The organism is Flavobacteriaceae bacterium GSB9 (genome assembly GCA_022749295.1).
Classification (GTDB): Bacteria; Bacteroidota; Bacteroidia; order Flavobacteriales; family Flavobacteriaceae; genus Flavisericum.
Window position 1 is genome coordinate 2804219 of the sequence record CP062007.1, and the last position, 25926, is coordinate 2830144.

Annotated in this window: 22 protein-coding genes; 18 read left to right on the forward strand and 4 right to left on the reverse strand. The window is 36.8% G+C overall.

Annotation, left to right across the window (positions count from 1 at the left end; translation table 11 throughout):
* Positions 1 to 84 precede the first annotated feature (84 nt).
* From GSB9_02473 to GSB9_02478, 6 genes are all read left to right on the forward strand, one after another.
* Positions 85 to 1662, forward strand: coding sequence for a hypothetical protein (locus tag GSB9_02473; protein ID UKM65902.2), 1578 nt, complete (start codon positions 85 to 87; stop codon positions 1660 to 1662).
* A 135-nt stretch (positions 1663 to 1797) separates the two neighbouring features.
* Positions 1798 to 2502, forward strand: a complete 705-nt coding sequence (locus GSB9_02474; GenBank protein UKM65903.1) for a Bax inhibitor-1 family protein — start codon at positions 1798 to 1800, stop codon at positions 2500 to 2502.
* A 193-nt stretch (positions 2503 to 2695) separates the two neighbouring features.
* Entirely contained in the window at positions 2696 to 6100 is a 3405-nt protein-coding gene (gene ileS, locus GSB9_02475; GenBank protein UKM65904.1) for an isoleucine--tRNA ligase, read from the forward strand.
* Positions 6101 to 6104: 4 nt separating this feature from the next.
* Positions 6105 to 6482, forward strand: coding sequence for a TraR/DksA C4-type zinc finger protein (locus GSB9_02476; protein ID UKM65905.1), 378 nt, complete (start codon positions 6105 to 6107; stop codon positions 6480 to 6482).
* A gap of 99 nt (positions 6483 to 6581) precedes the next feature.
* On the forward strand, positions 6582 to 7205 hold the full coding sequence (locus tag GSB9_02477; protein UKM65906.1) for a lipoprotein signal peptidase: 624 nt from the start codon (positions 6582 to 6584) through the stop codon (positions 7203 to 7205).
* A 92-nt stretch (positions 7206 to 7297) separates the two neighbouring features.
* Positions 7298 to 9193: a hypothetical protein gene (locus GSB9_02478; protein UKM65907.1), complete on the forward strand. Its 1896-nt coding sequence runs from the start codon at positions 7298 to 7300 to the stop codon at positions 9191 to 9193.
* Here the strand turns inward: GSB9_02478 and GSB9_02479 are convergent.
* Genes GSB9_02479 through GSB9_02482 form a run of 4 tightly spaced genes read right to left on the reverse strand, consistent with a single transcriptional unit; the run spans position 9190 to position 12028 of the window.
* Positions 9190 to 9753, reverse strand: a complete 564-nt coding sequence (locus GSB9_02479) for a 5-formyltetrahydrofolate cyclo-ligase (GenBank protein UKM65908.1) — start codon at positions 9751 to 9753, stop codon at positions 9190 to 9192. The genes GSB9_02478 and GSB9_02479 overlap by 4 nt on opposite strands.
* A complete protein-coding gene (locus tag GSB9_02480; protein UKM65909.1) occupies positions 9740 to 10732 on the reverse strand; it encodes a succinylglutamate desuccinylase/aspartoacylase family protein in 993 nt (330 codons plus the stop codon). The genes GSB9_02479 and GSB9_02480 overlap by 14 nt, the downstream gene beginning before the upstream one ends.
* Positions 10725 to 11609: a 30S ribosomal protein S6--L-glutamate ligase gene (rimK, locus tag GSB9_02481; GenBank protein UKM65910.1), complete on the reverse strand. Its 885-nt coding sequence runs from the start codon at positions 11607 to 11609 to the stop codon at positions 10725 to 10727. The genes GSB9_02480 and rimK overlap by 8 nt, the downstream gene beginning before the upstream one ends.
* The gene (locus GSB9_02482) at positions 11606 to 12028 is read right to left on the reverse strand and encodes a RimK/LysX family protein (protein ID UKM65911.2); all 423 of its coding nucleotides are present in this window, start codon (positions 12026 to 12028) and stop codon (positions 11606 to 11608) included. The genes rimK and GSB9_02482 overlap by 4 nt, the downstream gene beginning before the upstream one ends.
* A gap of 331 nt (positions 12029 to 12359) precedes the next feature.
* On the opposite strand from GSB9_02482, the gene uvrC reads away from it, so the two are divergent.
* From uvrC to GSB9_02494, 12 genes are all read left to right on the forward strand, one after another.
* Complete coding sequence (uvrC, locus tag GSB9_02483; protein ID UKM65912.1) at positions 12360 to 14153, forward strand: excinuclease ABC subunit UvrC; 1794 nt, start codon at positions 12360 to 12362, stop codon at positions 14151 to 14153.
* A 37-nt stretch (positions 14154 to 14190) separates the two neighbouring features.
* A complete protein-coding gene (locus GSB9_02484) occupies positions 14191 to 16431 on the forward strand; it encodes a patatin-like phospholipase family protein (protein UKM65913.1) in 2241 nt (746 codons plus the stop codon).
* 197 nt (positions 16432 to 16628) lie between these two features.
* Positions 16629 to 17786, forward strand: a complete 1158-nt coding sequence (locus GSB9_02485; GenBank protein UKM65914.1) for a homogentisate 1,2-dioxygenase — start codon at positions 16629 to 16631, stop codon at positions 17784 to 17786.
* A gap of 11 nt (positions 17787 to 17797) precedes the next feature.
* Positions 17798 to 18958 (forward strand): 4-hydroxyphenylpyruvate dioxygenase, encoded by a 1161-nt coding sequence (gene hppD, locus GSB9_02486; GenBank protein UKM65915.1) that lies wholly within the window; start codon positions 17798 to 17800, stop codon positions 18956 to 18958.
* A gap of 514 nt (positions 18959 to 19472) precedes the next feature.
* Positions 19473 to 20906 carry an arginine decarboxylase gene (locus GSB9_02487; protein ID UKM65916.1) on the forward strand — a complete coding sequence of 478 codons (1434 nt, stop codon included), beginning with the start codon at positions 19473 to 19475 and terminating at the stop codon, positions 20904 to 20906.
* A gap of 9 nt (positions 20907 to 20915) precedes the next feature.
* Positions 20916 to 21848 (forward strand): agmatinase, encoded by a 933-nt coding sequence (gene speB, locus GSB9_02488; GenBank protein ID UKM65917.1) that lies wholly within the window; start codon positions 20916 to 20918, stop codon positions 21846 to 21848.
* Positions 21835 to 22812, forward strand: coding sequence for a deoxyhypusine synthase family protein (locus GSB9_02489; protein ID UKM65918.1), 978 nt, complete (start codon positions 21835 to 21837; stop codon positions 22810 to 22812). The genes speB and GSB9_02489 overlap by 14 nt, the downstream gene beginning before the upstream one ends.
* Positions 22812 to 24341 carry a GNAT family N-acetyltransferase gene (locus GSB9_02490; protein UKM65919.1) on the forward strand — a complete coding sequence of 510 codons (1530 nt, stop codon included), beginning with the start codon at positions 22812 to 22814 and terminating at the stop codon, positions 24339 to 24341. Before GSB9_02489 ends, GSB9_02490 begins: the two co-directional genes overlap by 1 nt.
* A gap of 65 nt (positions 24342 to 24406) precedes the next feature.
* The gene (locus GSB9_02491; protein UKM65920.1) at positions 24407 to 24733 is read left to right on the forward strand and encodes a hypothetical protein; all 327 of its coding nucleotides are present in this window, start codon (positions 24407 to 24409) and stop codon (positions 24731 to 24733) included.
* 14 nt (positions 24734 to 24747) lie between these two features.
* Positions 24748 to 24969: a hypothetical protein gene (locus GSB9_02492; protein UKM65921.1), complete on the forward strand. Its 222-nt coding sequence runs from the start codon at positions 24748 to 24750 to the stop codon at positions 24967 to 24969.
* A 10-nt stretch (positions 24970 to 24979) separates the two neighbouring features.
* Positions 24980 to 25393, forward strand: coding sequence for a bleomycin resistance protein (locus GSB9_02493; GenBank protein UKM65922.1), 414 nt, complete (start codon positions 24980 to 24982; stop codon positions 25391 to 25393).
* Positions 25394 to 25545: 152 nt separating this feature from the next.
* The gene (locus GSB9_02494; protein UKM65923.1) at positions 25546 to 25926 is read left to right on the forward strand and encodes a hypothetical protein; all 381 of its coding nucleotides are present in this window, start codon (positions 25546 to 25548) and stop codon (positions 25924 to 25926) included.

Here is a 25926-nt window from a genome sequence, read left to right on the forward strand (position 1 = left end):
ATAAAAGTCAATTAGATTTTCTAATTGACTTTTTTGTTGGGTAATATAAGAATTATCCTATTTTTGAAGCTTAAATTAGAAAGAATGAAAACCAAAACAACATTACTTATTTTATTTGCCTTTTTCGCTTTTAAGGTTTATCCACAAGAAGTCTCAATGGTTAAGAGTGAAATCTTCAAAGACTCAAAAAAAAATAGCTATTTAGATTTTTCATTAGAAGCATCAAACGGAGATGTTATTACAATTCGATCATATAGAGGCGGTATGGTACAAAAACTAAAAGGGTATTATATTCAACATTTCAATGATAACCTTGAACTTTTAAATGAAGTAGAATATGAAGTTGACGATAATTATATTAAAAATGCTTTTATTAAAGACGGTAAGTTGCATTTAATAGAGTTTGAACATGTCAAGAAAGAAGATAGAGTTGTTTTCAATACTGTTTCTGCAAACCTCGAGGATTTAAAATTTAGTAAAAAGGAGTTGATTTCTTTTTCTGAGGATAAGATGCAAAAATATTTTGGATTTGCCCTTTTTCCATTTTTCATAAGTAATTTTTCTCAGATGGATAGAAATCATTTAGGCGAGGTTGTTTTTTCTGCTAGCAAAAAGTTCTTCGTTATAAATTTTGATATAAAGGACAAGAATAAAGAAACTCACAAAATATTTGTTTTTAACAATAATTTTGAGAAGGTCTACGATGCCTTGGTGAATAAAGAAATCAAAGATAAATTATTTGAATATGAAAGTATTGATGTTGCTGATACTGACGGAACTGTTTATTTTTTAGGAAAGGTTTTTGAAAACGATTCGCGGAAATCAAAGAAAAAAGGAAAAGCGAATTATCATTTCGAATTATTGAAAATTGATGCTGCTGGGCAAGAAAAGACGAGTTTTAAAAATGATGACAAATTCATTTCTTCGCTTGAATTAATTAAAGGCGCAGGTAGGTTGGCGTGTGTGGGTTTTTATGGTAGAAAGGATGAGGACAGGTGTAACGGTGTGTGTTTGTTTAATTTAGATCCTGAGAGTTTGAGCATGATAAATGAAAAGTTTTCACCATTTTCTGAAGAATTTATGACCGACAAGTATGGGGATAGAAAGAACAAAAAATCAAGAAAAACAGAAAAAGGGATAAAGAACATTGATTTTAAGGGAGTATATATGATGTCAAACGGAGATATTGTTATTAACGCCGAGGAATTCTATATTACAACACATACTATGATGTCTAGTACAGGAGGGATGAGGACTTACGTCGTTTATCATTTCGACGATATTATGAGTATAAGGCTGGGCCAGGATGGAGGTCTAAAGTGGGCCAGGAATATTAACAAAGCGCAAACAGGTTTTAGTAATAGTTCTTATACTTCTATACCAGTTGGAGAGTCTACGTATTTCTTTATCAATTGCTCAGATAAAATTCGGAAAATTGGTCAAGGCAGAATAGCCTTTAATCAAACTAAGGCAAAGAAATCTAATTTGTATATGGTTTCTATTAACAAGAAAGGTAATATCGATTTTGAAAAATTAATTGACGATAAAGAATCTAAAGTCTATTACAGAGTTAATGATGGCGTGATTAATACTGATAATCAAACTGTCACATTTCCAGGTAAGAAAAAGAAATATACAAGGATTTTGAAAATTAAAATTTAGTTTCGGATATGTTTCATCTGAAAAGGATAATTTAAATCTGGAGAATAAAATATGCTGATGACCGAATTTTTACTTATTTAAAGTAAGAATTCGGTTTCTTTTTTTAAATTTAGGCTCAACTCTAAATTAAATTTGATGGAACAATTACAAAATGATAAGTTACTTATAAGTCAGGTGTCCGATGCAGACCGAGTGGCTTTTTATAAAACCACTTATGCACACGTTGCAGGTGGTGTTTTGGTATTCGTGCTTTTTGAATATTTGTTATTACAAAGTGATGCGATTGTAGATTTTGCTTTGTCGATGACGCAAGGCTTTAAATGGCTGCTCATGCTTGGAGGTTTTATGTTTATTACAAACTACGCCGAGAGGATGGCCTTAAAAACAGCGGATAAGAGCAAGCAATACCTCGCCTACGGTTTGTATATTTTAGCAGAAGCCTTCATTTTTGTGCCATTGATCTATATCGCTGCGTTTTACATGGAGTCTGGGCCCGAGTTGATTAACCAGGCGGCTGTTGTTACTCTAGCGCTTTTTACAGGGCTGTCGGCGGTGGTATTCATAACTAAAAAGGATTTTTCTTTTTTAAAAACAGGATTGACCATTGGTTTTTTTATAGCCATTGGGCTTATTATCGCCGGTTCTTTATTTGGTTTTAATTTAGGTTTATGGTTTTCTGCCGGTATGTGTTTGTTGGCAGGAGGTTCTATTTTATACCAAACCTCCAATATGGTTAATAAATATACTACCGACGATTATATACCAGCGGCTTTAGGATTGTTTGCCTCGTTAATGCTGTTATTTTGGTACATCCTTAGTATTTTTATGTCTAGAGATTAAAAAACTCTTATAAGATAAAGTTTAAGCCACAGGATTATTTCTGTGGCTTTTTTGTAGCTTATTTTTAAATCATACAAATTAAAAATACTTGTCGAAATGTGTATGTAAAATTTCAATCCTCGATTATTGCTTGAAAGGATGGCGGTTTTATCAAAATTCATTAAATTCGCGAACTTAAAAGAATTACCAGTAAATGAGCGCTAAATTTCCTGAATATAAAGGACTTGACTTGCCAAAAGTAGCAGAAGAAATTCTTAACTATTGGCAGGAAAACAACATATTTGAAAAAAGTATATCGTCACGTGAAGACAACGACACTTTTGTGTTTTTCGAAGGGCCGCCTTCTGCAAATGGTTTGCCAGGCATTCACCACGTTATGGCGCGTGCCATTAAAGATATTTTTTGCCGATATAAAACCCAAAAAGGGTATCAAGTTAAGCGTAAAGCCGGTTGGGATACGCACGGATTACCAATTGAGTTGGGTGTTGAAAAAGAATTGGGCATTACCAAAGAAGATATTGGCAAGACTATTTCGGTTGAAGATTATAACAAAGCCTGCCGCAAAGCAGTAATGCGCTATACCGATATTTGGAACGACCTTACCGAAAAAATGGGCTATTGGGTAGATATGGATGACCCGTATATTACTTACGAGCCTAAATACATGGAAAGTGTTTGGTGGTTGCTAAAACAAATTTATAACAAAGATTTACTGTATAAAGGGTATACCATTCAGCCGTATTCGCCAAAAGCGGGAACGGGATTGAGTTCCCATGAGTTGAATCAACCAGGAACCTATCAAGATGTAACCGATACAACAGCTGTGGCACAGTTTAAAGCTATAGCGGAAACCCTCCCTGATTTTTTACAAAACGAAGGCGATATTCACTTTTTAGCTTGGACAACCACACCTTGGACATTGCCAAGCAACACTGCGTTAACAGTGGGGCCAAAAATTGACTATGTGTTGGTAGAAACTTACAATCAGTATACCCACCAGCCTATAAATGTGGTTCTAGCCAAAAAATTGGTTAACTATCAGTTTTCTGGGAAATTTAAACAAGTTCAATATAAATCGGAATTATTAGCCTATAAAGCGGGCGATAAAAAAATTCCGTTCTATGTGGTAAAAGAGTTTGTCGGTAAAGATTTAGTGGGCATAAAATACGAGCAATTATTGCAGTATGCTCTACCAAACGATAATCCTGAAAATGCCTTTAGGGTGATTGCTGGAGATTTCGTAACTACCGAAGATGGTACAGGTATTGTACACACTGCGCCTACTTTTGGTGCCGATGATGCCTTGGTAGCCAAACAAGCGACACCCGAAGTGCCGCCCATGTTGGTAAAAGATGAAGATGGCAACTTGGTACCGTTGGTAGACTTGCAAGGAAAATTTAGACCAGAAATGGGCGAGTTTGCCGGTAAGTATGTTAAAAATGAATATTATGATGATGGCGAAGCACCCGACAAATCGGTTGATGTTGAAATAGCCATCAAATTAAAAGAAGAAAATAAAGCCTTTAAGGTTGAAAAATATAAGCACAGCTATCCCAATTGCTGGAGAACCGATAAACCAATACTTTACTATCCGTTAGATTCGTGGTTTATTAAAGTTACCGACGTTAAGGAAAAAATGGTGGCGCACAACGATACCATCAATTGGAAACCAAAAGCTACCGGAACGGGCCGATTTGGTAATTGGCTGGCTAATGCCAACGATTGGAACTTATCGCGCTCACGCTATTGGGGCATTCCGTTGCCAATTTGGAGAACTGAAGATAGAAAAGAAGAAATCTGCATCGGTTCGGTGGAAGAACTGAAGGCCGAGATGGCAAAAGCCGTTGAAGCAGGTGTGCTTTCAAAAGATATTTTTGATGATTTTGAAGTCGGAAACAATTCGGAAGACAACTATGCTAAAATCGATTTGCACAAAAACATTGTTGACGACATTGTTTTGGTGTCGCAATCGGGCAAAAAAATGTTCCGCGAAAGCGATTTAATTGACGTGTGGTTCGATTCGGGGTCCATGCCGTATGCGCAATGGCACTATCCGTTTGAAAATAAAGATTTGATTGATAATGGCACAACCTATCCGGCCGATTTTATAGCTGAAGGTGTTGATCAAACCCGTGGATGGTTTTATACACTGCACGCTATCGGAACGATGGTTTTCGATTCTGTGGCTTATAAAAATGTCGTGTCCAATGGATTGGTGTTGGACAAAAACGGACAAAAAATGTCGAAACGATTGGGTAATGCCGTCGATCCTTTCGAAACTTTAGGGAACTACGGTGCCGATGCAACGCGTTGGTACATGATTAGCAATGCCAACCCTTGGGATAATTTAAAGTTCGACTTGGATGGTGTTGAAGAAGTAAAACGTAAATTCTTCGGAACGCTCTACAACACGTATTCATTCTTCCAATTGTACGCTAATCTAGATAATTTCAATTATAGCGAAGCCGATATCCCAGTAGAAGAAAGACCAGAAATAGACCGCTGGATACTTTCTGAACTGCACACACTCATTAAAAAAGTAGATGCTTTTTATGCCGATTACGAACCAACAAGGGCGTCTAGAGCGATTTCAGATTTTACGCAAGATTATTTAAGTAACTGGTTTGTACGCTTAAGCAGAAGACGTTATTGGAAAGGCGATTATGAGCAGGATAAAATTTCGGCCTACCAAACACTGTACACGTGTATGGTTACCATAGCGAAATTAGGAGCGCCCATTGCACCGTTTTTTATGGACCGTTTGTATTTAGATTTAAATGCAGTAACCCAAAAAGAAACGTTTGAAAGTGTGCATTTAGCCGATTTTCCAGTGTTTAACGAACGTTTTGTTGATAAAGCGCTGGAGCGAAAAATGGAAGCGGCGCAAACAATATCTTCGTTGGTGTTGTCGTTAAGAGCAAAAGAGAAAATTAAAGTACGACAACCGCTTCAAAAAATAATGATTCCTATTGATAGCGAGCAGCAAAAGGAAGAGATTTTGGCGGTGCAGAATTTGATAAAACACGAAGTGAACGTTAAGGAAATTGAATTGTTGGATGATGCTTCGGGTGTTTTAGTGAAACAAATAAAACCAAACTTTAAAACCCTTGGGCCGCGCTTTGGAAGAGATATGAAAGCTATTGCTAATGAAGTAATTAACTTTTCGGCAGAAGATATTAACAAAATAGAGCAAAATGGTAGTTTAGAGATTGTTGTTAATGATAAAAATATTACATTAGATCGCTCGGATGTAGAAATCACTTCTCAAGATATTGAAGGGTGGTTGGTGGCCAAAGAAGGGGCTTTTACAGTGGCTTTAGATGTAACCATTACAGACGATTTACGTAGAGAGGGTATTGCAAGGGAATTGGTTAATCGCATACAAAATCTACGAAAAGATTCTGGTTTTGAGGTTACAGATAAAATTGACGTAAGGCTTCAAAAAGACGAGCAGGTTGTAAGCGCCGTTGATGCGAATATGACCTATATTAAATCGGAAACATTAACAAATGAACTTGAAATTATAGATAAATTAGAAGATGGTATAGATATTGCTTTTGATAATGTAAATACCAAGCTATTTATCCAAAAACATTAATAATATGGGAGACACAACAAGATATTCAGATAAAGATTTAGCCGAGTTTAAAGGGCTTATCCAAGAAAAAATAGATAAGGCACAACACGATTTAGAGCTCATTAAAAGTGCGTATATGAACGACCACAATAATGGTACAGACGATACCTCGCCAACATTTAAGGCGTTTGATGAAGGAAGTGAAGTAATGAGTAAAGAATCGAATTCAGCATTAGCTATCCGTCAGGAAAAGTTTATTCGCGACCTTAAAAATGCCCTTATCAGAATAGAAAACAAAACTTACGGTATTTGTCGTGTAACAGGAAAATTGATTAACAAAGAACGATTGAAGTTAGTGCCTCATGCTACTTTAAGCATCGAAGCAAAGAATATGCAGAAGTAAATCGTTCATTATGATATATTTTGAAACGTCTCAAAATAGTTTTGGGGCGTTTTTTGTTTGTAGATCCATCATAGTTAGAACCCTTTTTAAGAATTTTTAATGTCCCTAAAAAAGTCTGTTATATTAATTCTCATTATTTTATTAATCGATCAGATTAGTAAAATATACATAAAAACCCATTTCACGCTTCATGAGAGTGTAGATGTATTCAGCTGGTTTAAAATATACTTTATTGAAAATGACGGTATGGCTTGGGGAACAAAAATAAGTGATTTTGTTTCGTTTATTTCAGACCGAACAGCTAAGGTGTATTTAACCCTTTTTAGAATAGTGGCCATTTTTGGTATTGGTTACTGGCTTTACGATGCCACAAAAAAGCAAAGTTCACGTATATTGATTTTGGCTATTGCCTGCATTTTTGCAGGGGCTTTGGGTAATATAATCGATTCGGTATTTTACGGTGTTCTATTTGATGATAGCATTAGCCAAGTTGCTGAGTTTTTCCCAGAACAGGGTGGTTACGATAGCTTATTGCACGGTCGTGTGGTCGATATGCTATATTTTCCTCTTTTTGAAATTGACCTGCCACAGTGGGTTCCTTTTTATGGCGGAAGGCGTTTTAACTTTTTTGAACCCGTTTTTAATATAGCCGATGTAGCTATAAGCACCGGGTTTATAATGCTTATTGTATTTAATAAAAAGGCTTTTTCGAAGAAAGAATAATTCAAAAAAAGCATCTTTTGTAGGTTTTATCTCAGAAGTATTTGTTAATATTGCTGTGTAGTAGAAAACTAATTTAATAGTCTCTCAATTAAATGGTTCTTAGATCCCTCATTTTATTCTTGTTTGTTCTCTTATTTACTCAAACATCTTTCTGTCAGCAAACCTATGATATCGATTTTTCTGGTAAGGACAGGGATAAAAAATGTAAAAGTTGTATAAAAGCCTTTAGCCAAAAACCTAAGGAAGTCAAGTATGCTATAAGTCGAAAAGATAACGGTCTTTATTTTGAAGTAAATGATAAAGACTGGTTCGGTTCGGTGTTTAAAAACGAAGACGACGGTTTGGCTGTAGATGTTATTTTAAAAAACAGGTATGACTGCAGTTTAGAGAACTTACCAAAATCTCAGGTAAAAGGGCTGTTGTTAAAGCCAGTCTATTCTAACACATTAAAAAGTAATTTAAAAGAGGTTGAGGAAGGTTTGTTTAAGGTAAAAATTGGCGAAATACCTAAGGATATTTTGGTAGGCAATGAAAACGAATTGGAATACAATATTTTGTTTATTGGAAACAAAACCCTCTGCCGGTATTATGTTACCTATAATTTAGATTTTTATTCTAGAGACCTTTTAGATACAGGTATGTATCTTGATGAATTAACCTATGGTGTAAAACAAATAAAATCTTCAGAGCAACAAGAGTTCACAACCAGTAGTAAAACATTAAAATTTATAGTCCCCTTTAAAAAGAATAAATCCAGCTACTCTCAAGCGGATATAAAACCTATTTATGATTCTTTGCGATTGTCAAATTATAACGTTAATATCTTAAAAATAAAGGCGTATTCATCTATAGAAGGTATTTCTAGCAGAAACCATGAATTACAAGAACAACGCGCAAAAAGTATAACAAAAGCAATTCAGGGATTTCAAATTCCCACAATCCAAACCGAAGTTTCTACATCCGAAAACTGGGTGGAGTTTTTCAAAGACATTGAAGGAACCAAATATGAAGCGTTAAAATCGTTGACCAAAAATGAAATTAGAGCTAAAATAGCTGGTTCCATGTCACGAGAAATGGAACACATTTTTAAAAACCACCGAAAAGCAGTTGTAGAAATGGGGTTGGTTAACAAGGAATTAGATCAAGGTAAGTCTGTTAATGAGTTATTGTACGAATTCAATAAAGCAGTTGAAGGTGAAAACCTGGATAAAGCAAATAAGTTGCAAACTTCAATTTTCAATAGAATTAACACAAAAGAAGCGCCACTTTCCGTTTTGGAAAACATGGAAATACCAAAACAAAAACAGTTTGTAAAACTGCTCAATAAAAATTCAGCCTTTAAATATATTTTTGATGAACGCTTAGGACTTATTGTTTATAACGAACTGTTAGATATTGAAAAGCTAGATTCTGAAAATGCAGATATTTTATATAATCTCACCGCGTTGAAGATTTTTCTTTGGAGATATAACGCTATTGATGTAAATGAGTCGGACTTGATGCGAGAAATCAAGGCATTAAAGAAAAATGGTGTCCCAAATGCTCTTACTCTAAGATTGATGATAAACTTTCATATTGTAAGAGCCGAAAATTTAATGGAACTTAGAGATTATGAAGAAAAAGACAAATCGGTTGACTTTATAAACGAAAATTATAAAAAAATAGCACTGTCTGATTATGATTATTTTAGCTTAGCTCAATTTTTTAGTTATTACGCGCATTCAGATTTGGCAGAACAATTATTAAAAAATAAAGTAAGGAGCATTGATACAGATGAAAACCTGCTGTTTTATTACTTAAACTTAACATTGATCAATAAAGACCTGACGGAAAAGCCAAATTACAGACTTATAATGCTCAATGCAAGAAACATTAATAAAGAAAGGTTCTGTAAATTGTTTAATTCGGTCGAAAAAGATGGTATAACGTTTCAGTTATTGGATAACGTTTACTTAAGAAAAACCTACTGCGAAAACTGTAATAACTAAAACTTGTAAATGCTTTTTGGTGTTACACAAAAATCTAACTTTACATCACTTTCAAAAACATCTGTGATTTCGTTTTCGGCTTCAAAAAACGACAATCCGATTTTTAAGGTTTCGGGCTTGCAATTTGATAAAAAGCGGTCGTAAAACCCTTTGCCGTAACCAATGCGGTTTCCTTTTTTATCGAAGGCCAAAAGCGGAATAAAAACGATATCGATTTTATCGTCACTAATTTCAATGCCATCTACAGGCTCAGGAATGTTATATGCATTCTTTTTAATTTTGGTGCTGTCGGTGAGTAAAAAATGAGTCATTTCTCCCGTTTCAAAATCACTCTTGGATACCAGAATGTTTTTGTCCTTACCCGATAAAATATTCAAAATATAGTCGGTATTTACTTCTTTTTGTTCTTTAATAGAAAGGAAAATATGATAAAATGAAGCATTCCAAACTGGTAGTTTTAAAACTTGGTTGGCTATAGCTAAACTTAAATCTTCAACATCGTTTAGCGACAGGTTTTTTCGTAGCGACCTATATGTTCTCCGAAGCTCATTTTTGGTCATTTTGCGACCTTTTTAGTTTATTGGAAATATGGAACAAAGCATCACCTTGGTAAACGATGGGCGATTCGTTAACGTTAATGATATAGCCGGTGTTTGATGCCCGAACAAAATAATTAAACTTGCCATAGGGATCGGTAATATTGCCCAGTATATCGTCTTTTTGAACGTGAGCCCCAATGGAGATTGAGGCTTTAAACATCCCGGAATATTTGGCCCGTTGCCAACGGCTGTCGTTTATAAAAACACATTCGGTTTTGGGTTTGCTCGATTTAAAAACCGTTTTGAGCATGCCCATGTGTTTTAAAATGCGCTTAGAACCATTAACACCCGAATTGGTTACCACATCGTCGATATGAAATGATTTACCGCCTTCAAAAAGTAATAAGGGCTTGCCTAGGTTGTTACAGGCTTTTCTGAACGACTTCGATAGGTTTTTTGAATACAACACAAACGGTGCACCAAATACCTTGGCCAAAACATCAAGATCCTTTTTGTCTTTGGCATAGCGTAATTGCGGTGCATTAAAACGTCCCGAGCCACCAGTATGGAAATCGATAATCAAATCGGCATGCGGTACTATTTCCTTGGTAAGTTTGTGCGCTACGCGGGCGGCCAAAGAACCCGATGGGCTACCCGGAAACACGCGGTTTAAATCGCGTCCATCGGGGAACTCGCGTTTTAAGTTTATAAAACCAAAAATGTTAATAACCGGCATGCAAATAATGGTTCCGCATTTGGGTTTGTTAATGCCTTTAGCAATGAGTTGCCTTATAATTTCAACACCATTTACTTCGTCGCCGTGAATGCCAGCAGTAAACAATACTGTAGGTCCTGGTTTTTTTGACCGTTCGATAATTACCGGGATATGAACGGGCGATGAGGTATGCAAATTAGCCACATCAAAATTAACCTCTTTACTTTCACCAGGTTTTATGCTTTCACCTAAAATGTTGAGAATATCAATGTCTTTTTTAGCCATTTACTTTAGCGTTTTTTTCAATGTAACGTAAAATGGCTTTAGCTATGTTTCTACCAGTTGCAGCTTCAATGCCTTCCAATCCGGGTGTTGAGTTAACTTCAAGCAGTAAAGGACCTCTGGAAGATTGCAGCATATCAACACCACAAACGGGTAGTTTTAAGGCACGGGATGCATTCATGGCCAATTTAAGCTCGTCGTGGCTCAATTTTATAATGTTGGCTTGTCCGCCACGGTGTAAGTTAGAGCGGAATTCGCCTTCCTTGCCTTGGCGTTTCATAGCGCCTACCACTTGGCCATCAACCACAAGAGCGCGCAAATCGGCACCACCAGCTTCTTTTATAAACTCCTGAACAATAACTCGCGCTTGAAGTCCGTTAAAGGCCTCCAAAACCGATTCGGCAGCATTTTTGGTTTCGGCCAAAACAACACCTAAACCTTGAGTGCCTTCTAGTAATTTGATAATAACGGGTGTTCCGCCAACGTGTTCTATAACTTCTTCTACATCTCTGGAATAGTTGGTGAAAACGGTTTTTGGCATGCCAATACCGGCTTTGCTCAAACGCTGTAAACTACGTAATTTATCGCGCGACCGTTGTATGGCATCCGAGGTACAAATGGTAAAAACCCCCATCATTTCAAATTGGCGTACCACGGCACAACCGTAAAAGGTAACCGACGCTCCTATTCGTGGAATAATGGCATCAACGTAATCTAAATAACGGTCTTTGTAATAAATGGTCGGTTTTTCTTTTTCAATAATGATGTCGCATTTTAGCGGGTCGATGACTTCAATTTTATGGCCGCGCTGTTCACCTTCTTCAACTAAGCGTTCGGTAGAATATAAATGCGTATTTCTAGAGAGTATAACTATGTTCATGCTTTGCTCGTTAGGTAAGAAACGTTGTCTAAATCGACGTCAACTATAAATTTTTGTTTTAAAAACTGCCTGCCAATAAGTACAGGAAATTTCATATCGTCTCTCGTGCTTAAAGTTAAGTTAATCTTGTACGTTTTTCCAAAAAATATGACTTCAGATTTTACTTTGTAGCGGTTTTCCTTATATCCGTTGCTACTTTTTACGTCGGTTCTCGAAAAAACATCAAACACAATTTCAGTCTTACCAAAGTTTTTATGGGTAGCACTATTAAAAATGCAGCGAAGCTTTTGGTCTTCTTCAATAATTTTAGAACAATGGATGGCCGATGTGTATGCCCCAGTGTCTATTTTTACGTTGATATTATAAAGCCCCAGCTTTGGGAAATCAACAATATCAACACGTCCTATTATTTTTTTCATTTTAATTTTTGTTTTGGCGTTGGCCGGGCTATTCACTATATCTTTTTAAAACGTCAATGCTAAGGAAGTCTTTAAATTTCCATAGGCAATCTTTTATCGTGGGTAAAGTACTTTTAAAACGGTTTTAAAAAGGATGCCGTTACTATCCCTAACGCATCAATTTGCTTTGGGTACTTCTATTTTGCAGCTTCAGGGCTTTTAAATAGCTAATTCAAAAAGCGGCGCAATGTAGAATTTATTAATTCAATAATCAAAAATAGTTATAAAAGATAAGTATTAATTCAGCACTATTACAAAGCAATAAAAATTTAAAATAATTACCTTTACATCAATGGATACCCCCAACTTAGATATACAGATAAAAACCTTGCCCAACCTGCCTGGCGTGTATCAATATTATGATAAAGACGGTACCATAATTTACGTAGGCAAAGCCAAGAATTTAAAAAGACGGGTCAGTTCTTACTTTACAAAAACACACGATAGTGGTAAAACCCGTGTGTTGGTAAAAAAAATTGCCAAAATAAAGCACATTGTAGTCGATACCGAAACCGATGCGCTCCTTCTGGAAAATAATCTCATAAAGAAATATCAGCCACGATACAACGTCTTATTAAAAGATGACAAATCATACCCGTGGATTTGCATAAAAAAAGAACGGTTTCCCAGAGTATTTTCCACCCGACGTGTTTTTAAAGATGGCAGCGAATATTTTGGGCCATACACCAGTGTGAAAACCGTGCACACCTTACTCGATTTAATAAAAGGGCTGTTTAGTTTGCGTACTTGTAATTATAACCTTTCGGAAGAAAAAATAGATGCCGGAAAATACAAAGTATGTTTGGAATATCATTTGGGAAATTGTAGAGGCCCTTGCGAAGATTTGGAAACCGAGGCCGAATACAACGAAAACATAAAAGCCATCAAAGAAATTTTAAAAGGCAACTTTAAAGATTCGTTACAGCAATTTAAAGCTCAAATGCTTGAATTTGCTGAAAATATGCAATTCGAAGAGGCGCAAAAAATTAAGGAAAAACTGGAGGTTTTAGAAAATTATCAGGCTAAATCGACCATTGTAAATCCAAAAATTAGCAATGTAGATGTGTTTGCCATTGTAAGCGATGAGAGTTATGGCTATATCAATTTTTTACAGTTGTCATACGGTTCGATTATTCGAGCGCATACATTGGAAATTAAAAAGAAACTCGATGAAACCGATAAAGAACTGTTAGAGTTAGCCATTACCGAAATCAGGCAGCGTTTCAATTCAAAGTCCAAAGAAATTTATGTGCCGTTTAATGTCGATTTGGGTGAGGATATAAAAGTAACCGTTCCGAAATTGGGTGATAAAAAACACATCCTCGATTTATCGTTGCGCAATGCCAAATATTTTAGAATGGAACGGTTCAAACAAATAAAAATTGCAGACCCTGATCGACATGCCAATCGTATTATGGCGCAAATGAAAGCCGATTTGAGACTAAGCGAAGAGCCAAGGCACATCGAGTGTTTCGATAACTCCAACATTCAGGGAACCAACCCCGTGGCAGCGTGTGTGGTTTTTAAAAACGGCAAACCCAGTAAAAAAGACTATCGGCATTTTAATATAAAAACTGTTGAAGGACCAGACGATTTTGCTTCAATGGAAGAAGTGGTTTATCGGCGCTACAAACGTTTGTTGGATGAAGACCAGCCGTTGCCACAACTCATTATTATCGATGGCGGTAAAGGCCAATTGTCGTCTGCATTAAAAAGCTTGGATGCTCTTAATTTAAGAGGTGAGATTGCCATAATCGGAATTGCCAAACGTTTAGAAGAATTATTTTATCCAAACGACCCAATTCCCTTATATTTAGATAAGAAAAGTGAAACCTTAAAAGTGATACAGCAATTACGTAATGAAGCGCACCGTTTTGGTATTGAGCGCCACCGTAACAAACGCAGTAAGAGTGCTTTGAATACCGAATTGGAAACGATACCTGGTATAGGCGAAAAAACGGTTGTAGAATTGCTAAAAACTTTTAAATCGGCCAAACGGGTGGCGCATGCTAAGCTTGATGAACTTGAGGATGTGGTTGGCGTCTCGCGGGCAAAAAAAGTTTATGAGTATTACCATGGAAAGTGAAAGATAGGAATCTGAAATTAAAAAATGGAAAACTAATTTGAAGATAACCCCCACTATATTAACCCTATTTCTACTCGTGTTATTTTCCGTGCAAGCGCAAAATAAACAAGCCCAAAACCCTGAGCCTAAAATTGGTTTGGTGTTAAGTGGTGGTGGTGCCAAAGGTTTGGCGCACATTGGGGTTTTAAAGGTTATTGACAGTCTAGGCATAAAGGTAGATTATGTGGCCGGAACTAGTATGGGAGCCATAGTTGGAGGGCTTTATGCCGCAGGTTATAGCGGAAATCAACTCGATTCTATTTTTCAATCCGTCGATTTTGATAACATTATTAACGACGATTTGCCACGGGCATCTAAGGCGTTTTATGAGCGCGATAATTCAGAACGGTATGCTGTTACACTGCCTTTTAATAATTTTAAGGTAAAACTGCCTTCTGCTTTGTCAAGAGGCCATGTAGCTTACGATTTACTGACTAAATTAATGCTTCCCGTAAGTCAGGTAAACGATTTTGAAAAACTCCCCATACCGTTTTTTTGTATTGCTACGAATGTAGAAAGTGGAAAACAAGTCGTTCTGGATAAAGGTAATCTTGCGCAAGCCTTAATGGCAAGTGGCGCACTGCCATCTTTATTTCAACCCGTAGTTGTTAAAGATGAAATTTTAATTGATGGTGGTGTGGTAAACAATTATCCTATTGATGAGCTGAGGGATAAAGGTATGGACATCATTATTGGAGTTGATGTGCAAGATGGTTTGGCAAAGCGCGAAGATTTAGGGTCGGCCCCCGAGGTTTTAATTCAAATCAATAATTTTAGAACCATCAATGCTATGACATCGAAGGCCAAAAAAACCGATGTGTACATTAAGCCTAAGATTAAAGATTTTAATGTTATTTCATTTGATAAAGGGGGTGAAATAATAGCGGAAGGTGAAGAGGCCGCTATGTCTAAGCTGAATATTTTAAGAACTTTGTCACCAAATCATCCTAAAAAAGAATCTGTTAAGAGGCCGAAACCCATTGACAGTATTAAGATTAACGGTTTTAAATTTAATGGCAATAAGAACTACACTAGAGCTTACATTCTAGGAAAATTAAAGTTGAAGGGTGATGAAAAAATTAGATATAAAGACTTTAGTAAAGGTGTGTACAATGTCGTAGCGACTAATAATTTTGATGCATTTCAATATCAGCTTATAAAAACACCAGAAACCGAAGGCTACGATTTTGTTGCCCAGGTTAAAGAATCTGAAGTGAATACCTTTTTAAAACTAGGTATTCATTATGATGATTTATACAAAAGTGCTGCGTTGTTCAATATTACCCAAAAGCGGTTGTTGTTTAAAAACGATATAGCCTCTCTCGATGTGATGTTGGGCGATAATGTTAGGTACCATTTAGATTACCTTATTGATAAAGGGTTTTATTGGAGTGTAGGTTTGCGCTCGCGGTTTAACCAGTTCAATAAAGCAATAAATGCCCAGCTTTTACTGAGTGATGAAGAGTTAATGGCTACAGGCTTGAATAAACTGGATGTTAAACTTGAGGACCAAACCAATCAATTTTATTTGCAAACCCTGTTCCGACGAGATTTTTCCCTGAGTATGGGGGTAGAGCACAAGCGTTTGGAAATCCATTCAGAAACGATTTCTGGTAATAGTCCCGATGAGGATTTTTTATTTGACAAAACCGATTATTTTAGCCTGGCAGGCAATTTAAAACTTGATACTTACGACGATAAATACTTTCCAAATCGTGGGGTTTACTTTAATGGCGACTTAAACATTTACCTCTATGGCGAGGGGCTTGTTGAAGATTTTAAGGATTTTTCAATAGCCAAAGCCGAAATGGGCTATGCGTTTAGCGTTTCAGATAAGTTGGCGTTTAATCTGCAAACTAGTGGAGGATTCCGCTTGGGCGATAAATCTAATAGAACACTCGATTTTGCTTTAGGTGGTTACGGCAATTACTTTATCAATAATTTTATGCCCTTTTTGGGCTACGATTTTGTTGCGCTTTCAGGTAACAGTTATGTCAAGGCGTGGGCAACGGCAGATTACGAAGTGTTTAAAAACCATCATCTTACCCTTGAAGGCAATTGGGCCAATGTTGAAGATAATATTTTTGATACTGGCGAATGGTTTACTTTGCCCGATTATCGAGGCTATGCATTAGGATATGCTGTAGAAACTTTTTTGGGCCCCGTGCAAGTTAAATATAGTTACTCGCCCGAGCGCAGTGCAGGTAAATGGTTTTTTAACCTTGGTTTTTGGTTTTAGTAGCTTTTTTTAATCCAATAAAAATTTCGATATTTGAAACAATATGATGCTTTTCTGGAAAGGTTTACTTCAACATCTTCATTTTCTTATCAAGAGAAATCCTGAGTAAGCTGGCATTTTTGTATATTTATATACGTTGATTTTTAGTTGATTAACGCCCTTTGGAATAATAAAGGGTAAATTCTAAAATTATAAAAATGCCTTTTTATCATAAACTTGGGAAAATTCCGCATAAGCGCCATACGCAATTCAGAAAACCAGATGGGAGCCTGTATTACGAACAACTTTTTGGCACGATTGGTTTTGATGGTATGTCTACAAACAGTTACCATGAGCAACGCCCTACGCAAGTAAAAGCCATACGAAAACAGTACAGTGTAGCGCCAAAAATAGCTAAGGCCAATAATATTCAATCCTATCGTTTAAAGGGGTTTCAGGTAAAACCAGAAAACGATTATTTAGAAAGCCGAAAGCCTATTTTGGTTAATAACGATTGTGCCATCATTCTAGCAGCGCCAAAGGAATCGACAAAAGATTATTTTTACAAAAACACCGATGCCGACGAACTCATTTTTATTCATAAAGGTTCAGGAAAACTAAGAACGCATTTGGGGAATTTAGACTTTAAATACGGCGATTATGTATTGGTGCCTCGAGGTGTTATTTATAAAATTGATTTTGACAGCGATGAAAACCGGTTGTTTATCGTAGAGTCTCATCGTCCCATTTACACACCAAAACGCTACCGTAATTGGTTTGGGCAATTACTGGAGCATGCGCCATTTTGCGAACGCGATATTAGAAGACCGCAAGAGTTGGAAACCAATAATGAGAACGGTGAGTTCTTAATTAAAGTAAAAAAGCAAAACGATATTATCGAAATGGTTTACGCCTCACATCCATTTGATGTGGTGGGCTACGATGGTTATAACTATCCGTATACGTTTTCTATTCATGATTTTGAGCCCATAACAGGACGTATCCATCAGCCGCCGCCAGTGCATCAAACCTTTGAAACCGATGCCTTTGTGGTGTGTAGTTTTGTGCCTAGGCTTTACGATTACCACCCGTTGTCCATTCCAGCGCCATACAACCACAGTAATATTGATAGTGATGAGGTCTTATATTATGTAGATGGTGATTTTATGAGTAGAAATGATATTGAAGCTGGGCATATATCTCTACATCCGGCTGGAATTCCGCATGGACCGCATCCCGGAGCAACAGAACGAAGTATTGGTAAAACTAAAACGGATGAATTGGCCGTTATGGTTGATACCTTTAAGTCACTACAGGTAACCGAAGAAGCATTAAAAATAGCCGATGACGATTATTTTAAATCTTGGTTGGAGTAAATAATAAAACAATGAGTAAGAATATAGAATCAGTAAATTATGGGTTGGAGAAAATTTTTGAAGGCGCCCAAGATTTTTTGCCCCTTTTAGGTACCGATTATGTGGAGTTTTATGTGGGCAATGCCAAACAAGCGGCACACTTTTATAAAACAGCATTTGGCTTTCAGTCTTTTGCGTACCGAGGTTTGGAAACAGGTTCAAAAGATACGGTGAGCTATGTGCTGAAACAGGACAAAATAAAATTGGTATTAACCACACCGCTAAACAGTAAATCGTCCATAAACGAGCATATTGTAAAACACGGCGATGGCGTAAAAATTATTGCCCTTTGGGTGGAAGATGCCCGTAAAGCTTATATGGAAACTACCAGTCGGGGAGCCAAATCGTATATGGAACCAATGGTTGAAACAGACGAGTTCGGTGAGGTAGTGCGCTCTGGGATTTATACCTACGGCGAAACCGTGCATATGTTTGTAGAGCGTAAAAACTATAACGGTATATTTTTGCCTGGTTTTAGACCTTGGACAAGTGATTATAATCCAAGTACTGTTGGTTTGAAATATATCGACCACATGGTTGGTAATGTAGGTTGGGGGCAAATGAACAAATGGGTAAAGTGGTATGAAGACGTGATGGGGTTTGAAAACTTTTTATCGTTTGACGATAAGCAAATCCATACCGAATATTCGGCGCTGATGAGCAAAGTGATGAGCAACGGCAATGGCCGCATAAAATTTCCAATTAACGAACCAGCAAAAGGAAAAAAGAAATCTCAAATAGAAGAATATCTCGATTTTTATGAAAGCGCTGGTGTACAGCACATTGCCGTGGCCACCGATGATATCATTGATACGGTATCACAACTAAGGGCGCGAGGTGTTGAGTTTTTGTCTAAACCTCCGGAAACTTATTACAAAGCGGTGCCTGGTAGGTTGGAGGAACACAGCCATGAGCTTAGGGAAAATATTGAAACACTTAAAGAATTAGGCATTATGATTGATGCCGATGAGGAAGGTTACTTGTTACAAATATTTACAAAACCGGTAGAGGATAGGCCCACGTTGTTTTTCGAAATTATACAGCGTATGGGCGCACGTGGTTTTGGTGCAGGAAATTTTAAAGCCCTATTTGAAGCCATTGAGCGTGAACAGGCCAATCGGGGTACTTTGTAGTTTAGTGACGGCTAAACGGTAACTGGGAGAGCGTTAGGGATAGGAGAAAAAAGCCCTTAGTGATCTCGATGACTGAGGGCTTGCAGTCTTTCGTCTTAAGCCTGTGTTGAGCGAAGTCGAATTGCTCAAGATAAACTTTTTAGCCTGCTCCTTTTGGTAACACCTTAAAAACCAGATTTTAACCCCAGACACTGAATTCGAAAAAAAATATTAAAAAAGTTTGGTGTATTAAAAAATAAATTACATTTGCCGCACTTTTAGCTGAACAATTTGAAACCTGTTTCTGTGTTCGGGCTTTTGAAAATTAGGAAGTCATATTCAAAAGCAGCTTACAGATTAAGCAACCGAATTTTAAAGCTAACTTCCGTTTCTCCTATATACGCCGTGCAGCACGAATACGCTTTCGCGCCCACAACCCAGCGTGAAATTCAGATTTGATATTGTTTATTTTTTGTTATCTTAACTTGTAGTTAATCTATTAATTACATATTTAAAATTTTAAATAAAAAATAAATTGAATACAAAATATATTGATTTAATTAATCAAACTTTTGATTTTCCACAGGAAGAATTTAAAGTAGATAAAGGACAGTTGAATTTTCATGATATTGATTTAATGCAACTTGTTAAGCAGTATGGGGCACCGTTAAAATTCACCTATTTACCACAAATATCAAACAACATAAACCGAGCGAAAGTGTGGTTTGCACATGCTATAAAAAAGCATAATTATAAAGGGCAATATCATTATTGTTATTGTACAAAAAGTTCGCATTTTAAGCATGTAATGGACGAGGCTCTAAAGAACGATATTCATATTGAAACCTCTTCGGCTTTCGATATTGATATTGTTGAGCGCTTAAAGGAGGAAGGCAAAATAACAAACAAAACTTATGTTATAAGCAATGGTTTTAAACGGGCGCAGTACGTAACCAATATAGCGCGACTTATAAATAACGGGCACAAAAACGCCATCCCGATTATTGATAATTACGAAGAAATAGATTTGCTGTCAAAAGAAATTGACGGCAAGTTTAAAGTGGGTATTCGTATTGCATCAGAGGAAGAACCAAAATTCGAGTTTTATACATCACGTTTGGGTATTGGCTATAAAAACATCGTACCGTTTTACAAAAGTCAAATTGCCAATAATAAAAAAGTCGAACTCAAAATGCTGCACTTTTTTATCAATACGGGCATACGCGACAATTCGTATTATTGGAATGAACTGCTAAAATGTTTGAGGGTGTATATCAATTTAAAAAGAATTTGCCCAACATTAGATAGCCTCAATATTGGTGGTGGTTTCCCAATAAAAAACTCATTAGGGTTTGAGTTTGATTATGAATATATGATTGACGAAATCATTAACCAAATCAAATTAACTTGCGAAGAGGAAGAGGTAGATGTACCACATATTTTTACCGAGTTTGGTAGTTTTACCGTTGGGGAAAGTGGCGGTGCTATTTACGAGGTGTTATATCAGAAGCAACAAAACGACCGCGAAAAGTGGAATATGATTAACTCGTCGTTTATTACCACTTTACCTGATACTTGGGCTATTAACAAACGCTTTATCTTGTTGGCTGTAAACCGTTGGCAAGACAGTTACGAGCGCGTACTTTTGGGTGGCCTAACTTGCGATAGTGACGATTATTACAATAGCGAGCAGCACATGAATGCCATTTATTTGCCAAAGTACAACAAAGAAAAACCGCTATATATTGGCTTTTTTAATACGGGGGCTTACCAAGAAACCATTGGCGGTTTTGGGGGCTTACAGCACTGTTTGATTCCGTCGCCGAAACATGTTTTAATCGACAGTGATGAAAACGGAAAACTGACAACAAAGCTGTTTAGCGAACAACAAAAGAGTGAAGATTTACTAAAAATTTTAGGTTATCAGAATGATGCGGTTGATGCACAAACTGACCTAACAAAAAAATAAAAACAAAAAATGAAAACCTATGCAGGAATTCCAGAGGAATTCGCAAAACTAGAGCAAGCAAAAATTGTTCTAATACCCGTACCTTATGATGGTACAAGTACATGGCAAAAAGGTGCCGATAAAGGGCCAATGGCTTTTTTGGAAGCCTCAGAAAACATGGAGCTTTACGATATTGAAACGGGTACCGAAGTATACCAACAAGGCGTATTTTTGGCCAATGCGGTTACCGAAAACACATCACCCGAAGCTATGGTGGAAGCAGTGCATGCTGTCACCAAAAAATATATCAAAAAGAATAAGTTTGTTACCATTTTTGGTGGTGAACACTCGATTTCAATAGGAACCATACGTGCATTTAACGAAATGTACCCCAATTTAACGGTGCTTCACATCGATGCGCATGCCGATTTGCGTAAAGAATATGACGGCACCACCTGTAACCATGCTTGTGCAGTTTACGAGGCTAGCCAAAGCACAAACTTAATTCAAGTTGGGATTCGCTCTATGGATATCATGGAAAAAACCGTAATGGATGAAGATAAAACCTATTTTGCACACGAGTTGACCATTGATGATTCTTGGATGGATTCAGCCATCGACCAAATGACAGATAATGTATTCATAACATTCGATTTGGATGCCTTCGACCCATCAATTATGCCAAGCACGGGAACTCCTGAGCCTGGAGGCCTTTTATGGTATGAAACCTTGGATTTTTTAAAGCAGGTTTTTGCTGAAAAAAATGTAGTTGGGTTTGATATTGTGGAACTGTGCCCCAATAAGAAGGAAAAATCATCCGATTTTTTAGCGGCTAAACTATATTACAAAATGTTGAGTTATAAGTTTTTGGATGAGGCCGTTGAAGACGATTACGATAACGCATTTAGCGAAACAGATAAAAAAAATAACCATTCAAAATTTGTTGACGATGATAACTACTAAAGGACCTATTTCTCAATTTATTGAAAAACACTATTTGCACTTCAATGCTGCTGCACTGGTTGATGCCGCCAAAGGCTACGAAGCACAACTAAGCAACGGGGCTAAAATGTTGGTGTCGTTAGCTGGAGCTATGAGTACGGCTGAATTGGGTAAAAGTTTTGCCGAAATGATTCGTCAAGATAAAGTGCACATTATTTCTTGTACGGGAGCCAATTTAGAAGAAGATATCATGAATCTTGTGGCGCACTCGCATTACAAACGCGTGCCTAATTACCGGGATTTAACGCCCAAGGAAGAATGGGATTTATTGGAAAAAGGATTAAACCGTGTAACCGATACTTGTATTCCGGAAGAAGAAGCTTTTCGTAGGTTGCAAAAGCATATTTTTGAAATTTGGAAAGAGGCTGAAGCCAAAGGCGAACGGTATTTTCCGCATGAGTATATGTATAAAATGTTGTTGTCTGGCGTGTTGGAAGAATACTACGAAATCGATTTGAAAGATTCCTGGATGTACGCTGCAGCCGAAAAGAATTTGCCTATCGTGGTTCCTGGTTGGGAAGACAGTACTATGGGCAATATTTTTGCGAGTTATGTTTTAAAAGGCGAATTGAAAGCCAGTACCATGAAATCGGGTATTGAGTACATGGCCTTTTTGGCTGATTGGTATACCGATAATTCTAAAAAAGGCATAGGTTTTTTCCAAATTGGTGGAGGCATAGCTGGTGATTTTCCAATTTGTGTTGTGCCCATGTTGTACCAAGATATGGAACGTACCGACACACCATTTTGGAGCTATTTTTGTCAAATAAGCGATTCTACAACCAGTTATGGGTCGTATTCTGGGGCCGTTCCAAACGAAAAAATAACTTGGGGGAAACTCGATATTGACACGCCTAAATTTATTGTAGAGAGTGATGCTACTATTGTTGCGCCTTTAATTTTTGCTTATCTATTGGGTTGGTGATGTCTAAAATTGAAAACATAGAAAACGTAGAGCTTCGTTATCTTACTGTTGATGATTTTGAAGAACTTAAGATAGCAACACTCGAGTCTTATGCAGGCGTACTTAATTCCTATTGGAAAAGGCAGCATATTGCCGAGCTAACCTCAATATTTCCAGAAGGGCAAGTGGTTATTTTGGTAGATGGCGATATTGCGGGGTGTGCCCTTTCGCTTATTGTAGATTTCGATAGCATTGATGATGATCATACCTATAATGATATTATTGAAGGGGAATCGTTCAAAAATCACAATCCTTATGGCGATGTGCTATACGGTATAGATGTATTTATAAAACCACAATATCGGGGCTTGCGTTTAGGTAGGCGACTATACGATTATAGGAAGGAAGTATGCGAAAAACTAAACCTAAAAAGTATTGTTTTTGGGGGTAGGATGCCCAATTATCACAAACACAAGGAACTTACTCCAAAGCAGTACATAGAAAAGGTAAAGCAAAAGGAAATTCACGATCCGGTTTTAAACTTTCAAATATCCAACGATTTTCATCCAGTGAGAGTTTTAAAAGGATATTTGGAAGGTGATACGGCCTCGAATGAATATGCGGTTTTAATGGAATGGGATAATATAAATTATGTTAAGCCCAGTAAAAAAGCCAGTACGGTTAAAACGGTGGTAAGGTTAGGATTAATCCAGTGGCAAATGCGTCCGTATAAAAGCTTGGATGATTTAATGCAGCAAGCCGAATATTTTATTGATAGTCTTGCCGCGTACCGCTCAGATTTTGCTATGTTTCCGGAGTTTTTTAATGCCCCTTTGATGGCAGAATTTAATCATTTACACGAACCAGACGCCATAAGGGCGTTGGCCAAGTTTACCGAAACCACCGTAAACAAGCTCAAGGAGTTTTCCATTTCATACAATATAAATATCATTTCGGGTAGTATGCCAGAAGTGGTTGACGATAAACTCTACAATGTGGGGTATTTGTGTCGTAGGGATGGCAGTGTAGAACGTTATGAAAAAATACATGTAACCCCCGATGAAGCGAAAGTATGGGGCATGCAAAGAGGGAATAAACTAAAAACCTTCGATACTGATTGCGGAAAAATAGGGATTTTAATATGCTATGATTCTGAGTTTCCGGAGTTGTCGCGTTTGTTGGCCGAAGAAGGTATGGATATTTTATTCGTACCCTTTTTAACCGATACACAAAACGGCTACTCGCGGGTGCGTTTGTGTGCGCAGGCCAGAGCCATTGAAAACGAATGCTATGTGGCTATTGCAGGAAGTGTAGGTAACTTGCCAAACGTAAACAATATGGATATCCAATATGCGCAATCGGCAGTATTTACGCCATGCGATTTTTCATTTCCCAGCAATGGTATAAAAGCAGAAGCCACACCAAATACCGAAATGATATTGGTTGCCGATGTCGATTTGAGTTTGCTTAGAGAGCTGCACGCTTTTGGTGCCGTAAAAAATTTGAAAGACAGAAGAAAAGATTTTTATGATGTAATTCGAAAAAAATAATCATAAATATTATCTTTAGAACAACAAAAAATAATTGTTACCCTAATCAAGAAAAAATCAATCTAATGAAAAATAGAAATGATAATTTAAAACGTGTCATTGTAGATTTTAAAAAATTAACCCCAGAGATATTGGCATTGCTTGTAGAACGCTACCCTGATGGTTACGATGACGACCAAATCATATCGTTTAGAAATCAGCATAACGAAATCATTGAAGCCGTTGAGGTCGTTACGGCCGACACCAAGTATTTGGTAAAAGTAAGCACCAAACTGGCAATGACTATGGAAAATTATGATGAAGACGATTATGAAGATTTTGACGATAACGATCCGGATGCCATTCAAGAGCCAGAGATTACCGATGAAGATTCAGACGACGATAACGAATAAAAAAATATAGTGCCATGAGAACAGCTGTTTTTAAGTCCTACAAAAACGGTTACTTTAATTTTTGGTTTGAAAATGGCGAGGAACTCTCTTTTGAAGAGGTTCATCCGCGCGTTTTAAAACAATTTGATTTAAAAAACGACAAAAGCTTAGTTGATAAAAATTTTAGAATAACATTTGTTGAAGATGAAGATGGAGACGATGTTATTTATAGAGTTGAAAGTTTAAAACCCCTCTAGTTTATGCGTTATGCAAACAGCGTTTCACCTGTCTTTACCTTGCAAGAGTGTAAGGGAGACCAGCAGTTTTTACACCGGCATTGGTGCGACCTTGGGGCGTGTGTCCCAAAATTGGATTGATGTAAATTTATACGGCCATCAAATTACCTTTACAAAAGCCGGAAAGTTTAATTTTCAAAGTCCTAATTATGTTTTTGAAGGTAAAATTCTTCCTGCTTTTCATTTTGGAATTGTATTGGAAAATGAAAACTGGAAGCGCATCTATGACAAACTGAAGGAGCAAAATCTTGATTTGGTAACAGAATCTACTTTTTTAAAAGGCAAAGTGGGGCAACACTATTCTTTTTTTATTAAAGATCCCAACGAATATATGCTGGAGTTTAAAAGCTTCAAAACTCCCCAAGACATTTTTAAAAATCAATAGGCAGCTATTATTGAGTTGGTCGATACATTTATTGTGAAATTTTTCAGTTTTTCGTTGAAATAATAAATGATTAATGCGTGTTTTTTAATTAATTGATTTTAAGTTATTTATTAGTTGGGTTCTTCTTGTTTGAAAATTTAAATAGTAAGGTTATGAAAACAAAAACAATATTTTTATTAAGCAGTTTTTTAGTTGCTTTTTGTGTGCATACAGGTTTTTCTTCAGCCTCTCATCGTAGTATTCCGCTTGAAGCGATTTCGAGCCAAGAAGGCCTAGTAGTCTACGCTGTTTTTGATGGAAAAGTAGAGTATGGTTATAATTTTGTTATAAAGGGCAAAGATGATATGGAGCACACCTTAACCTTTCAAAATGTAAAGCAAGAGGTGTTAAAAGCATTTAACCTGAATTCGGATGATTTGGTAGGTACTAAGTTTAAAATCACTTTTACCAAAGCAATTAAAGTCACTAAAGATGAATATGGAAATGAGGATGAAGACGAAATTAACACGATTACATTTTTAGAAAAGGTGTAA

What these genes read in the sequence shown, in the direction of transcription:
- ileS (UKM65904.1), top strand. Translation starts at nt 2,696, where the DNA reads ATGAGCGCTAAATTTCCTGAATATAAAGGACTTGACTTGCCAAAAGTA.
- GSB9_02493 (UKM65922.1), top strand. Translation starts at nt 24,980, where the DNA reads ATGCAAACAGCGTTTCACCTGTCTTTACCTTGCAAGAGTGTAAGGGAG.
- GSB9_02473 (UKM65902.2), top strand. Translation starts at nt 85, where the DNA reads ATGAAAACCAAAACAACATTACTTATTTTATTTGCCTTTTTCGCTTTT.
- GSB9_02494 (UKM65923.1), top strand. Translation starts at nt 25,546, where the DNA reads ATGAAAACAAAAACAATATTTTTATTAAGCAGTTTTTTAGTTGCTTTT.
- hppD (UKM65915.1), top strand. Translation starts at nt 17,798, where the DNA reads ATGAGTAAGAATATAGAATCAGTAAATTATGGGTTGGAGAAAATTTTT.
- speB (UKM65917.1), top strand. Translation starts at nt 20,916, where the DNA reads ATGAAAACCTATGCAGGAATTCCAGAGGAATTCGCAAAACTAGAGCAA.
- GSB9_02476 (UKM65905.1), top strand. Translation starts at nt 6,105, where the DNA reads ATGGGAGACACAACAAGATATTCAGATAAAGATTTAGCCGAGTTTAAA.
- GSB9_02489 (UKM65918.1), top strand. Translation starts at nt 21,835, where the DNA reads ATGATAACTACTAAAGGACCTATTTCTCAATTTATTGAAAAACACTAT.
- GSB9_02478 (UKM65907.1), top strand. Translation starts at nt 7,298, where the DNA reads ATGGTTCTTAGATCCCTCATTTTATTCTTGTTTGTTCTCTTATTTACT.
- GSB9_02485 (UKM65914.1), top strand. Translation starts at nt 16,629, where the DNA reads ATGCCTTTTTATCATAAACTTGGGAAAATTCCGCATAAGCGCCATACG.
- GSB9_02482 (UKM65911.2), bottom strand. Translation starts at nt 12,028, where the DNA reads ATGAAAAAAATAATAGGACGTGTTGATATTGTTGATTTCCCAAAGCTG.
- GSB9_02474 (UKM65903.1), top strand. Translation starts at nt 1,798, where the DNA reads ATGGAACAATTACAAAATGATAAGTTACTTATAAGTCAGGTGTCCGAT.
- GSB9_02491 (UKM65920.1), top strand. Translation starts at nt 24,407, where the DNA reads ATGAAAAATAGAAATGATAATTTAAAACGTGTCATTGTAGATTTTAAA.
- uvrC (UKM65912.1), top strand. Translation starts at nt 12,360, where the DNA reads ATGGATACCCCCAACTTAGATATACAGATAAAAACCTTGCCCAACCTG.
- GSB9_02479 (UKM65908.1), bottom strand. Translation starts at nt 9,753, where the DNA reads ATGACCAAAAATGAGCTTCGGAGAACATATAGGTCGCTACGAAAAAAC.
- GSB9_02492 (UKM65921.1), top strand. Translation starts at nt 24,748, where the DNA reads ATGAGAACAGCTGTTTTTAAGTCCTACAAAAACGGTTACTTTAATTTT.
- GSB9_02480 (UKM65909.1), bottom strand. Translation starts at nt 10,732, where the DNA reads ATGGCTAAAAAAGACATTGATATTCTCAACATTTTAGGTGAAAGCATA.
- rimK (UKM65910.1), bottom strand. Translation starts at nt 11,609, where the DNA reads ATGAACATAGTTATACTCTCTAGAAATACGCATTTATATTCTACCGAA.
- GSB9_02490 (UKM65919.1), top strand. Translation starts at nt 22,812, where the DNA reads ATGTCTAAAATTGAAAACATAGAAAACGTAGAGCTTCGTTATCTTACT.
- GSB9_02477 (UKM65906.1), top strand. Translation starts at nt 6,582, where the DNA reads ATGTCCCTAAAAAAGTCTGTTATATTAATTCTCATTATTTTATTAATC.